Below are 12770 nucleotides of genomic sequence, written 5' to 3'. Positions count from 1 at the left end.
CGCGAGGAATCATGTCCGGATTCGCCATCATCGATCACCGACCGCACAACGACGAGACCGCAATCTGGCTCACCAACCACGTAGACGGCACAGTGATCCGCAATACGAACGCCGTGGTCATCCAGCACGACGATCCCGACTACAGCAAGAAGGTGCGATCGCTCACCGCCTACCGCTGGGTAGTGCTCACCGAAGGCTCCGAACCTCCGTTGCCGTTCGCCCACGCTGTTGAGACCGCAGTGTTCGATGTTCTGATCGCGTCCACAGCCCGCCTTCAAGACCGTATCGGCGAGGCGATAGCCGAGTACGCCGAGCGTCACAAGGCCAATCTGGTTGTCCCCACGTATCTTCCGATTCCCCAACTCCCTGCCGTCGACCAGGTCGAGGCGCGGTTTCGTGCGCTCGCTGTCGCCAACTACATCGGCGCGGTGTGGTCGGCTTGGCTGTTCACAGAGGAGCACCGGCTGCGGCGCACGGTCGCGCCGAAAACCCGGGAAACGCCGTGGATCATGCCGCCCGATCTCAACAGCCCCACGCTCGCGACGCTGCCGGCCGAGTTCGCTGACCGCGTCAAACCCGAGCCGTTGTCATGACCACACCGACGCTGACTCTCACCCCGGAATTCACCGAGGGCCTCGAACGACTGGAACGTGGCGACAACCTGTTCCTGACCGGCCGCGCGGGCACCGGCAAGTCGACACTGATCCGCCAGTTCCTGGCGAACACGAACCGCAACGTGGTAGTCGCGGCTCCGACCGGCATCGCCGCGCTCAATGTCGAGGGCTACACCATCCACCGGCTGTTCTCCTTCTGGCCGGGAGTCACCGTCGAGCACGTCCGGTCCGCGAAGTACTTCCCAAGCAGCTTCGTGACAACGCTGCGGCAGCTGGATACCCTCATTCTCGACGAGGCGTCCATGGTGCGAGCCGATCTGTTCGATTGTCTGGCAGTGGCTTTGGAGCGATTCGGCCCCCAGCGCGGAACCCCTTTCGGCGGTGTGCAGTTGGTCCTCGTGGGTGACCTGTTCCAGCTGCCGCCCGTGGTCACCGAGGGCGAGAAGCCCTACTTCGAACAGCGGTACGCCTCGCCCTACTTCTTCTCCGCCGATCACTACGACCGAGATCAGTTTCCGCTGGTCGAGCTCACCACCGTCTTCCGGCAGATCGGCGACACCCGGCTGGTCGAGATCCTGAACGAAGTTCGCGAAGGCGCGCTACTGGATACCGCGCGTGCGGAACTGAACAAACGAACCGACTCGACATTCCGACCGCCGGTGGACGAATTCTGGCTGACCTTGACCACCACCAACAGGATCGCCGACGCGCGCAACCGCGAGATGCTCACTGACATTGCTGGACCAGAACTCACCTACCAGGCCGTGGTCATCGGCGACATGGACAGTTTCGACCGCCCCGCGGCGCAGAAACTCGTCTACAAGGTCGGCGCGCAGATCATGCTCCTCACCAACGATCCGATGGATCGGTGGGTGAACGGGACGATTGGCCGCATTCGTCGGCATCGACTCGGCGAGGCGGCACCGGTGGTGACAGTGGATCTTCCGAACGGTATCGAAGTCGACGTCACGCCACACACCTGGGAGGTCACCCGGCCTGTCATCGAGAACGGCGCGCTCCGTCACGAAGTCATCGGCAGCTATACACAGCTGCCCTTCCAGTTGGCCTGGGCAATCACCATTCACAAGAGCCAGGGCCAGACCCTGGACCGTCTCGTCGTCGACCTCAGCGGTGGCACCTTCGCCGATGGACAGCTATATGTGGCGCTCAGCCGGTGCACGTCGATGGACGGGCTGGTTCTCAAACGCGAAGTGCTGCCGCGAGATCTGAAGACCGACCAACGAATTCGGCGCTTCCTTATGACCAGCCGACCACCGCGGAACTCGCGAGGATACGTCTACCTGGGCATCTGCACGGTCGGTGACGAGGGCCGGATGTGGCGACCCCGCCCCGTCGAGATCGCACTCGTCACCGACGACGGAACCGAACTCACTACCCTGATCAACCCGGCCCGCGACCTCGGCGACGCCCGCACCACCTACGGCATCACCGCGCTGGACCTCCAGCTGGCCCCTTCACTGGCCGAAGCCTGGCCGGTGCTGGCACCCCACCTCGCCGACCGCACCCCGGTCGGTGTCGACATCGACGACCAGCTCCGCAACCTGGACTACGAACTCAAGCGCCATGACCGAGTCGTCGCCATGCCACTCGGCGTAGAACTCGACACGCGGGGACGCCCGACCGCCGACGTCGCATGGCTCGCCGCACCACAAGCACTCGAGCGGGCCCGGGCCGCACGGGCAATCGCTCGACGCCAACAGTCGGTCATCGCCGCCCCGCTCGACACCTTCGCTTCCGCGCCGGAGGCAAACGGCTATCTCCTCACTCGCGGTAGCGCCCCGGATTGTCTCCAGACCAACAATGACTCCTCACACGCCAAATCTGTACTGCACGAGCATTTTCAGGCCAAACTCCGCGGAGTTCATCTCGATGAGAGGACCCGCGCATTACTGCTCACGCTCGAATGCCACTTCGGCCGGCCGTTCTTCGTCGCCGACGACGACGACGACGCCGGCGGCGGCGGCGGCGATATCCGCGCCGTACTCCAACCGGGCGTCCGAGTCTGCTTCACCGGCAATGCCACCGACGACTCCGGGCGCGAATGGCAACGCGGTGAACTGACCGAACTGGCCCAAGCGCATGGCCTCAAGCCTGTGCCTACGGTCACCAAGAAACGCTGCGATGCCCTCATCGCCGGTGAAGCTGGAACGATGTCGGGCAAAGGCAGAAAGGCGGCCGAATACGGCAAGCCCGTCTTCACCGCGAACGAATTCCTCGCCTGGACGGTAGGACAGGACATTCGATAATCGACATGCTGGTGGGTGCTCCGAATCGGCGCGGTCCGTTGAGTAAGCAAGGGTTCCAGCGGTCGCCATTCACCGACCGGAGCAACCAGAAGATCTGCCGGAGCCCGAGACACGGTGGGCATTCATTGCCGACACCTCGACGAGGCACCCGAAGGGCCGTGGACCACCTGCCGACCGACGCCGAGGCCTACCGGTTGGATGCCCAGCTGTTTCCCGGACGGCTGTGTCCCGCGACTGCGCCGGATCCCCCGCCCGAACTGGCCGCCGCGGCCAGGACTCTCACCGCCGCCGGTCTGACCGCATCCACCGAAACAAACTCGCGTTGGACCGGGTCAGGGTTGCTGAGCACCAGCCAGCTCACGCTCCGCCGCCGCGGCCCGGGCGGAGAACGGGCACTGCCAATCGGTGGGTTTGGGCCTGCCGGAGTAACGGCGCGCTTCGGACGACGTCTCGTACTCCATCAGGTTCGGGTTGATGTCACCTTGCAGCACGATGTCCTGCTTGCGGATCTTGTCCGCCAAGCGGTCCCACATGCCTTCGGCCTTGATCCGCGCGAATTGCTCGTGGGAGTTGAACGCCAGCATCGGGAACGGAGGACGACGGCCGAACCGCCGATGCGTCTCGTGTAGTCCGATCACGAAGAAGGGATGGCCGGCCACGCTGTACTTGAACTCACTGGACTGCGGATCGGACGAACAGCCGGCGGCCCAGCCGAAGCGGTCCGCGTCCGCCTCGTGCAGCAGTTGCAGGTGGTGCCACAACAGCTCCTCGAAGCGCAGCTCATCCACACCCCGAGGCTGTTCGAAGGTCGCGATGAAGCTGGTGAACTTGCGAGCACTCCAGTCCGCGGCACCGACGAACTCCGCGAGATCCGCGGCCATCAGCCGAGCTGACTCTTCGCTGCCCATCACGTCGTAGTGACGATGGGCGATGCCGCCCTGACGCCAGGCGGAGCGGCCCGCCAGACAGGCGAACCGGTCGCCGAGCAGGAAGTTCTCCAGTTGAGCTCGCGCCGCTGTCGTCAACGCTGGTGATCCTTCCGAACAACGAATACAGCCACCTCCACCGTGCTGCGGGCTGATCCTGTCAGCCGACCAGCGGGATGCGCGAATCGCACGAATCGTGGTTCGCGAAGGTTTGCCCGCTCGAAAGCTGAAACCGGCGGATACCTGTGTCGCAGATCATGCGGGACCGACCAGACGTGATCACACCGCAAGAAGAAGCGGCCAGGTCAGGATCATCTCGGATTGTCGGTGGTGCGGCGTAGTGTCACGCATATCGGCGTTGCGGGTGACCAACCGGAGGTTCGCGATGGACGTGCTGCTCGGGATCGGAACACGTAAGGGTTTGTTTTTGGCTCGTAGCCGGGACGGGCGGGCCAGTTGGACGGTGTCGCCACCTCAGTTTCCGGTGGCTGATGTGAAGGCGTTGGCGATTGATACTCGCCGGGGGACGCCTCGGGTGTTGGCCGGGGTGTTGAACAGTCATTTCGGGCCCACGTTGGTGGTCAGTGATGATCTCGGGGAGACGTGGAGCGAGCCGGATGACGCGCCGCTGGCGTTTCCCGAGGACACCGGGGCTGCGTTGGGTGGCGTGTGGCAGATCGCGCCTGCTACCGAGGCCGAGCCGGATGTGGTGTACGCGGGTGTCGAGCCGTCTGCATTGTTCCGCTCGACTGATCGTGGCCGGACGTTCGAGCTGGTCAGGGGGTTGTGGGACCATCCCCATCGGCCACGGTGGGAGCCGGGCGGCGGCGGGTTGGCCCTCCACACTGTGCTGCCGCATCCAGTCGATACTCAGCGACTCGCGGTGGCCATGTCCACTGGCGGGGTCTATCAGACTGCCGACGGCGGGGAATCGTGGACGCCGACGAACAAGGGTGTCACCGCGGACTTCATGCCCGGCGAGTTGCCGGAATGGGGGCAGTGCGTGCACAAGGTCGCGCTCGATGCCGAGTCGCCGAGCACCATGTATTTGCAGAACCACGGTGGGGTGTTCAGGAGCACCGACGCGGGGGTGAGCTGGCAGTCGATCGACGGTGGGTTACCGCCGTCCAATTTCGGCTTTCCGATCGTCGCGCATCCGCGTAAGCCCGGGGTGATCTACACCTTCCCGCTGGTGGCGGATATGGATCGCTTCCGCTTTCCGCCCGATGCGGTCTGCGCGGTGTATCGCAGTGCGGACGGCGGCGAGACGTGGTCGAAGCTGAACGACGGCCTCCCCGAGGTCCCGTTCTGGGCTGCGGTCATGCGCGATGCCATGTGCGCCGACGATGCCGAGCCGACCGGCATCTATTTCGGCACCCGCAACGGCGAGGTGTATTGCAGCGCGGACGAAGGCGACCATTGGCGGCTCGTGGCCGACAAGCTGCCCGACGTGCTGTGCGTGCGCGCCGCGGTCATCGGATAGCGCGATGGCTCGCGTCTGCCTGCCCTCCATGCTCCGCACCTATGTCGACGGCGCCAAGGAACTCGATGTCGACGGTGCGACTCTGCAACAGGTCCTCGATGCGCTACGCGAACGATCACCCGGTTTGGAGCGCCGTCTCCGCGATGAACGCGGGGTTCTGCGCCGGTACGTGAACTTCTATATCGACGGTGACGAATGCCGTCTCCTCGACGGCCAGGACACCGCTGTCGGCGCACGTACCGAGGTCATGATCATCCCGTCGGTTGCCGGCGGATGAAGCCTATTCCATTGGGGTGCAATGAATCCCGCTACCGGTAATAGGGCGTTGCCTGCACCCAATGGAACCCCCGCGAAACAGCCGGGAACTGCGTCAGGTCGACCTGGTCCAGCTGCATCCGTACCGGACGTCCACCGAGTATGCCCTCCAGAATCAGCCGATCCGATTGTGGCTGTACATAACTGAATGTCGCGAGCTTCCATTGGTGTGCCGTGTCTTTCGACAGCGTGATGGTGTGCTGGTCGGTGTCGATTCGGGCAGGGAAGGAGACCAGTGAATCATCCAGCCGCTGCACGGTCATGCCCTGGGGGATATCGAAGATGATGCGGCGGAATCGTTCGGTGGCGCTCGGCATTCCACTGCTGGACGGTGATTCGCGGAAGTCGACCAGTGCGGGCACCTGCTCCCCCGCGATCGAGTACTCGGTGACGTTCCAGATGCCGTAGAGCGGCGACTTGGGCCGTGCGTTGCCGTAGGTGTGCCAGCCGTCGTATGCCTCGACGGTCGTGGCACCGAGCAGCCACACCCCCATCAGCACCTGGACTGTCAGCAGGATTCGGTTGCCACGCGCAGTGGACAGCAAGGGTGTCGACGTTCGAGCTACGACTGCGCGGCCGAGCAGGGCCCGAACGACCCGGATGACGTCCGGTGCGGCCAATACTGTTGCGTACAAGAACAATTGCAGGGCGAACAGCTTCACCGGCACATCGAACGTCAGATTCATCAAGAGCACCTGCAACGCCACAACGGCAGCAAGAACAGACCCGAGCCCCGCGGTCACCGGCAGGATGAGAAGAAGCGCCGCAACGACTTCCGCCGCACCCAACGCCATCTCATACGGCTCCGACAGCGACGACTGCGCCCACAGCACCGCCATCGGGCTCATCTGACCGAACGGTTCGACCAACCGCTCGAGATTGAACGACATCTGCGACGGCAACACCTTGATCATCCCGTACAGCAAAAGGGCGCTCGCCAGGGAGATACGCAACAGCAGCCGGAACCACTCATACAGTCGCGTGTAGTTCGGGCGACGCCGGTCGAGGACCGACCAGGCGGCGGTCACCGGCACGGCAACCAGGAGGAGGGTGAAAACAGCCACCCATTTCGCCGCTGTGTCGCCGCTGCCGGTGACCGTGTAATCGATGGGTACCTCGAAGATCTGGGTGCCGACCCAGTCGGTGAGCGGATGCAGCGCCGTCCATTCGGCGACCTCGCTCACCATCTCCTGCGGCACGCCCAGGGTGCGCAACAGCGCGTGCAGCAGCCACACCCCCGCCATCCCGACACCGACAACGATAAACCCGAACCGGAAAAGTACACGGACCGCCGGACGCCACCGCTCCACAGCCTCCCGCTCGATGCCGTCGACCACGGGCTCCCGCTGAGCCAACACCCCTGTAACCATCCATCACTCCTACGGTCGAAAGCCGTGCGGATGAGACGCTATGGCAGCAGGCGTAACTCGGAAATCCAGCAAAGTCGTTGCCCCGAGCATTCGGGTCAGGCGTCAATTCAAAACGGTCCACACATTGGTGTCCGGTCCCTCGCCGAGGCAGAACATTTCCTCACCGTCGGGCGATGTCGCTACACCCGAGCCCACCTCACAGGGTGCACCCGGAGTGCGAGTACCGAGCAGGGGCACTGATTGCACCCATTTCGCGCTCGGGCCCCCCGCCTTGGTGCATTTGAGGGTGCTTCCGTCAGCCGCGGTGGCGTAGTCGTCGCCGGGCGGGGTGCACGCGACACCGACTGCGGGTGTCGTCTTCTTCGGTGTGGGCACGGTGGTAGGCATTGCGGTGGTGCTGCTTTCGGGCGCGAGCTCCGGGGTCGTGGCGGGAAGTGGAGCGGCGGCCGATGGAGTAGTGGTCGCGGTGGCGGGTGCCAGGGCGGTCACGGTGGCGGGTGCCGGAGCGGTCGCGAGCGGGATCGTGACCTTCGCCGGCGCCGGGGTGACGAAGCGCGGCGCGTTCATCGGGGCGCTTTCGTCCTGGACCAGCGGAACGAACTGCAGCGCGACCACGTCGGGTAATGCTTGGACCACGGACCAGCCCTCGACTGTGGTTCCCGCTTTAGGAGACGCGCTGTAGGTGAACGTGTCGAAACAGTCGTCGGTGAGGATGGCGTGTTCGGTCCGCTGGGTGATCCCGGCGCGGTCCACGGTGCTGAGCAGCCACTGATCGGGTCGCGACATCCGGCTGGTGCCGATGCTCTCGATCTGGGCGCGAACCGCCAACGCGACGCGGCCCGCACCCAGATCGGTCACGCAGTCCGCGGGGGCGAGGGCCACTTCGGTGAACGTGATCGTGCCTACCTTCGCCCCAGTCGCCGCGTCGGTGAACGCGAATGGCGTGCCGAGACCTGACGTCGGCGCGGAACCAGCCGCGGATGTGGTGGCTGGTGTCGTCGGCGATTCGACGCTCCCGCACCCGGTTACACCGGCCAGAGCGGCCAACACTGCGATGGGTGCCAGATGACGCTGCATGAATGAAATCCCCTCGTACGGAAGCGAACCGGACAGCTTTGCACGACGGAGCACACCGCTGGAAATACGTCGATCGCATGACCGCGGTCGGGCCGAGACTCACGACAGCGCAATAGATCAGCGGGAAACCCCGCCCCCGTGCGGGCTCCGATCCACATGCCTTCACAGCTGATGTCAACTATGTTGGTACTCAACGCATTACGGCTCCATCAGCTGCGCGGAGCCGCGCATCCGGAGGGGGATCGATGCCGAATATTCATCGCGAGCGGGTAGCACGGTGGGCGGAGCGCACACTCGCCGAACAGCGACAGTTGACACCGGGGCAGCGTCGGTTCCTGGCAGGACTGCTCACGGTGCGTGGCTGGCATCTGCTCGTGGACAGCGGTTCGCCCGTGCCCGATCGGATCGCGGCGTACGCCCTGGGGCGGACGGGCGTTTTCGCACTCGTCTTCACCGACACGCTGCCCAGCTCGGCCGACGTCCTGAAGATCCGCAGCGAGGCCGAGCGAACCTTCGCCAGGCTCGTTGTCGGTGGCGCCCAGTTCGTACCGCATTCCGTCGATGTCGTACTGCTCATGCCGCGCGGCGCGCGGGCTACCTCGGACGGCCGCTATCTCGTCGTCGACGAGGCCGGTTTCGTCGAGACGCTGGCACGTCGTGAGAAGCGGATGCGCGCTGAACGGGTCAGCGAGCTCGCGGCGACCGCTGCGGAGAAGCTCCCCACGCATCGGTACCTCTGTGCCGACGATGCCCCCGAAGCCGAAACCATCGATGCCGGTGGTCTATTCGACCAGGACGACCTCCGCGAGGACGCGAGGTCCTCCGCGCTTGCCAGACCGTTCAGCGACTGGATGACGTTCCTCGACCCCGATCAGGTGCCGCTCGTCCACGCCACCTTCACCGGCCCTGCCCGGTTCAGCGGTCCGGCGGGCACCGGAAAGTCGGTCGTCGCGTTGCAACGAATGGCGCACTTCGCCAAGCGCAACCCCGGGCGACTGCTCTTCACGACGTTCGTCAAGAGCCTGCCCACGTACCATGAGCGAGGCTTCGCGCAGATCGCGCCACACGCCGCCGGGCGCGCCGAGTTCACCGGGCTGCACGCGTGGGCGATGGCGTTCCTGGACCGCCGTGATGTCGTATTCCGGTTGAACGACAAAGCCGTCGATGCCGCGTTCGCCAAATCGTGGCAAGGTGCCCGCGGAGTGTTGGGGCGGGTCGAGGGGACCGACCACGGCTACTGGCAGGACGAGATCAATCGGGTCATCAAGGGCCGCGGGATCACCGATCTGGAGTCGTACAAGCGCGTGCAGCGGGTGGGTCGCGAGGGAATCAGCCTGCGGTCGACCCGCCGTCAATTCGTCTGGGAGCACTGGTATCAGCCCTACCAGGAAGTCCTGGACGCGCGGCATGCCCACGATTTCAACGATGTCATCTCCCTCGCCGTCGACGAACTTCGAGCCCGCCCGCTCGACAGCACCGAGGCGTACGCCATGGTCGTCGTCGACGAAGTGCAGGACTTCACTCTCCGGCAACTGCAGCTGGTGCACCAGATAGCGGGCGGCGGTCCCGACGCACAGCTGCTGCTGGTCGGCGACGGACAGCAGCAGGTCTACGCCGGGGGTTGCACCCTGTCCGAGGCCGGGATCCCGCTCGCCGGTGGGCGTGGTCGCGTGCTGCGGAAGAACTACCGCAATCGTGAAGCGGTGCTGCGGTATTCACAACGTATCGAGGCGGGCAACACCGTCGATGATCTCGATGGCGGCGCCGGCGTCATCCTTCGTGACAGCGATCCCACGCTGCCGGACGGTCGCGCAGCCGACGTTCGCGTCCCCCGTCGCGACATCGACGGGCTACTCCCCCGCGCACTCCGTGACGCACACCTGCCGCCGGGTGCCGAGATCGCCGTGATCGTCAACTGGCCGAGCGAGGTCACGCGTTACCTGCGGGTGCTGCGCCGGGCGGGCATCAAGGCTGTCTCGCTGGAGAACTACGACGGCTCGCAGGTCGAACCGGTCAAAGTCGGCACGGTACGCCGCGCGAAAGGGATGGATTTCGCCGCCGTCTTTCATATCACCGAGGAACCGCCGACCGACCTGGACGCGCTGTCCGGCGGCGCCAGGGATCGAGCCGAGATGCTCGCCAGGCAGCTACTGGTCGCCACCAGCCGCGCCCGCGACTATCTCTGGGTCGCCTACCTGTCGGACTGAACTGGGAGGATCAGAACTGTGTACGACAACCCGCGCGCGTGGCTCATCCGGTCGGGCCGCGACGGCCAGCGCGAACACCGCGCACTCGACGAGGGCCTGGCCATCATCGGCTGGGATGAAATGGGCGACCTCAGCCGCTATCGCACCTGGGAAGAGCTCAAGGCAGCACTGCGAGAGAAGTATCCCCTCGCTACACCCAATGTGGTCGGCAACTGGGCTGGGCAACTCTGGAAATTCGGCACCGACATCGCGAACGACGACCTGGTTGTCATGCCACTGAAGCTGCAAACCGGCTATGTCGCGATCGGACGGGTGGTCGGCCAGTACGAATATCGCGAGACCGAGCCCGAGGAATTCCGCCAGGTCAGGAAGGTCGACTGGCTGCGAACCGACATCGTGTGGGAGGCGTTGAGACCCGACCTGCGCGCCAGTCTCGGTTCGTTGCTCACCGTCTGCGGGATCCACCGCAATCATGCGGCCGCTCGCATCGCCCATCTGGCCGAGTTCGGGACGGATCCCGGATTCGACAGTGACGAGGTGGCCACCGATTCGGTCCAACTGCTCGCCGAGGCGAGTTCCCATGCTGCGGGCAATCCCCGTCAACTCACCATCCGCAGTCTGCTCGAGCACTGGCAGTTCGAGCGGCGTACCGCGGCCGCGATCGAGGTGATCAAATCCGCCCTCGCCGAGAACGGACTCACCACCCGCCCGCCGTTCACCGAGGGTGCGCTCAGCGACATCGTCACCATCGTGCCGCTCGATGCCGAACCCGGCACCGTTACCGATCACGCGGTGGACAGCGAAGTCCGGCAACGGGATTCCAGCGCGGTGGAGAACGTCTCCGATCCGGAACCGATGACCCGTCGGCTGGGGGATCTGCCCGCGGCGCTGACGTCGGTGCCCTCGCACGTGAGCCTTACGGTGGCGAAGACGACCATGGTGCGTCATCAGTTCTCGCAACTCGCCGTCATCGACCACGACGGGACCTATCACGGTGCGATCACCTGGGAATCGATCGGCCGAGCCCATATCTCCGGTGACCACCCGACCCTGGCCGAGGCGACCGTGCCCGCCGTCGTCGTCGACCACGACGCTCCGTTGCTCGACCAGATCGACGCCATCTACGCCAACGGTTTCATCTTCGTGCGCAGCCCTGATCGCGCTCGGGTGACAGGCATCCTCACCGCATCGGATCTCACCCACCAATTCGGCATGCTGGCAAAGCCTTTCGTGCTGATCGAGGAGGCAGAGAACCGGCTGCGTCGCGCGGCCAACGATCATCTCGATCCCGACGACATCAAAGCCGCGGCCCCCAAGAACAGGCGCGCCCACACCACCGAAGCGGCGCACCTGACCTTCGGTGGCTACGTGTACCTGCTGCGCGACCCGGTTCGCTGGCGCAAGCTCGGGTGGCGCCTCGATCAAAGTCAGGTCCTGGAGCTGGTGGAGCAGGTGCGCGATGTACGGAACGAGTTGATGCACTTCGCCACTGATCCGCTGTCGGCGGGGCAGGAGGCTGCAGTACACGGTCTGCTGCAACTCCTGCGCACCGCCGAACCCAATCCCTGAGCACAGGGCCGGCCGCTACCCGCTGACGGAGAATGGGAATGTCGGCAGCTTTGCCAGTTGCTCCCCAGGCTTCAGCACGAACGACTGCCCACTGCAGTCACCGTTCTCCCAGAACGTTTGCGGGACACTACTGCCATTGACGATAGAGCCGGCGCCTCTCGGACCCAGACTGGCTACGCCCAGCTCCAGGCAGCTTTCCGGACCGATCGCCGGCACTTCACCGTGCGGCAACGAATGAAGCAAGTCTTTGAAGTCGGGCATACCCCACCAGCAGACGGTATCGGCGGGACACGGTTGAGACAGCATCGCTGTCGGCGTGCGCGCCGAGACGGTCACACTCGCAGTCGGTTTCACCGCGGTAGGTACGACCGTCGTGGTGACATCGACCGGCGCGGCCGGTTGGGCGAGCGACGTCACGGAACCGCCCTTCACCGGGGCATCTCCGTTGGCGTCGGGTTGAAACGCCATGAAGACCAGTGCTGCGCCGACGACCCCCGCGACGAGAAACCCACCGGCCACCACTAATTGGACGGTGCGGCGCTTCTCCTTCGTACCCTTACTGCTCACTTCGGCATCACGTCGCCACACACCGAAGTTGGTACTGGAACGCACTTGGCGGGTGTACGACTCGTTCTGTGCGCTGCGATGCTGCGCATCGAGGCTGGCACGACCATGGACGTGCGCCTTCGGCTCGCCCTCGTTGGGCGGGAGTTCTGCACTCACACGCACAGGCTAGTCCCAGACGGCCAGACAGGTTGGGAGAAGCCAAGATTGACCGAACCGCGGGGACCGCCTGCTGGAAAACGCAAAAAGGCCCTCCAACCGAAGTTGGAGGGCCTTTCGCAATGATGTTCCGGCAGTGTCCTACTCTCCCACACCCTGTCGAGTGCAGTACCATCGGCGCAGGTGGCCTTAGCTTCCGGGTTCGGAATGGGACCGGGC

10 protein-coding genes and 1 rRNA gene are annotated in these 12770 nt (G+C 64.9%); 6 read left to right on the top strand and 5 right to left on the bottom strand.

Annotation, left to right across the window (positions count from 1 at the left end):
• Positions 1-11: 11 nt before the first annotated feature.
• Complete coding sequence (locus tag ACFTS5_RS27425; RefSeq protein WP_378636388.1) at positions 12-593, top strand: hypothetical protein; 582 nt, start codon at positions 12-14, stop codon at positions 591-593.
• Positions 590-2881, top strand: a complete 2292-nt coding sequence (locus ACFTS5_RS27420; RefSeq protein ID WP_378636385.1) for an AAA family ATPase — start codon at positions 590-592, stop codon at positions 2879-2881. Before ACFTS5_RS27425 ends, ACFTS5_RS27420 begins: the two co-directional genes overlap by 4 nt.
• 332 nt (positions 2882-3213) lie before the next feature.
• Here ACFTS5_RS27420 and gntA read toward each other — a convergent pair whose 3' ends face one another.
• Positions 3214-3906, bottom strand: a complete 693-nt coding sequence (gntA, locus tag ACFTS5_RS27415; protein WP_378636384.1) for a guanitoxin biosynthesis heme-dependent pre-guanitoxin N-hydroxylase GntA — start codon at positions 3904-3906, stop codon at positions 3214-3216.
• A gap of 286 nt (positions 3907-4192) precedes the next feature.
• On the opposite strand from gntA, the gene ACFTS5_RS27410 reads away from it, so the two are divergent.
• Positions 4193-5290: an exo-alpha-sialidase gene (locus ACFTS5_RS27410; protein ID WP_378636381.1), complete on the top strand. Its 1098-nt coding sequence runs from the start codon at positions 4193-4195 to the stop codon at positions 5288-5290.
• A 4-nt stretch (positions 5291-5294) separates the two neighbouring features.
• Positions 5295-5567, top strand: coding sequence for a MoaD/ThiS family protein (locus ACFTS5_RS27405; RefSeq protein ID WP_378636379.1), 273 nt, complete (start codon positions 5295-5297; stop codon positions 5565-5567).
• 31 nt (positions 5568-5598) lie between these two features.
• Here the strand turns inward: ACFTS5_RS27405 and ACFTS5_RS27400 are convergent, their stop codons facing one another.
• Positions 5599-6975, bottom strand: coding sequence for a DoxX family protein (locus ACFTS5_RS27400; protein ID WP_378636377.1), 1377 nt, complete (start codon positions 6973-6975; stop codon positions 5599-5601).
• 102 nt (positions 6976-7077) lie between these two features.
• Positions 7078-7857, bottom strand: coding sequence for a hypothetical protein (locus ACFTS5_RS27395; RefSeq protein WP_378636374.1), 780 nt, complete (start codon positions 7855-7857; stop codon positions 7078-7080).
• Between the two features lie 440 nt (positions 7858-8297).
• On the opposite strand from ACFTS5_RS27395, the gene ACFTS5_RS27390 reads away from it, so the two are divergent.
• Positions 8298-10259, top strand: a complete 1962-nt coding sequence (locus ACFTS5_RS27390) for a UvrD-helicase domain-containing protein (protein WP_378636372.1) — start codon at positions 8298-8300, stop codon at positions 10257-10259.
• A gap of 18 nt (positions 10260-10277) precedes the next feature.
• Positions 10278-11828, top strand: coding sequence for a CBS domain-containing protein (locus ACFTS5_RS27385; RefSeq protein ID WP_378636369.1), 1551 nt, complete (start codon positions 10278-10280; stop codon positions 11826-11828).
• Between the two features lie 15 nt (positions 11829-11843).
• Here the strand turns inward: ACFTS5_RS27385 and ACFTS5_RS27380 are convergent, their stop codons facing one another.
• Both ACFTS5_RS27380 and rrf read right to left on the bottom strand, forming a co-directional pair.
• On the bottom strand, positions 11844-12551 hold the full coding sequence (locus tag ACFTS5_RS27380; RefSeq protein WP_378636367.1) for a hypothetical protein: 708 nt from the start codon (positions 12549-12551) through the stop codon (positions 11844-11846).
• Positions 12552-12679: 128 nt separating this feature from the next.
• Positions 12680-12770 (bottom strand): 5S ribosomal RNA (gene rrf / locus ACFTS5_RS27375); the annotation flags it as partial.

Origin of the sequence: Nocardia sp. NPDC056952, assembly GCF_042674185.1 — a bacterium.
GTDB lineage: Bacteria > Actinomycetota > Actinomycetes > Mycobacteriales > Mycobacteriaceae > Nocardia.
The sequence above is the reverse complement of the archived record's forward strand: the minus strand, read 5'-3'. Positions and strand labels throughout refer to the sequence as shown.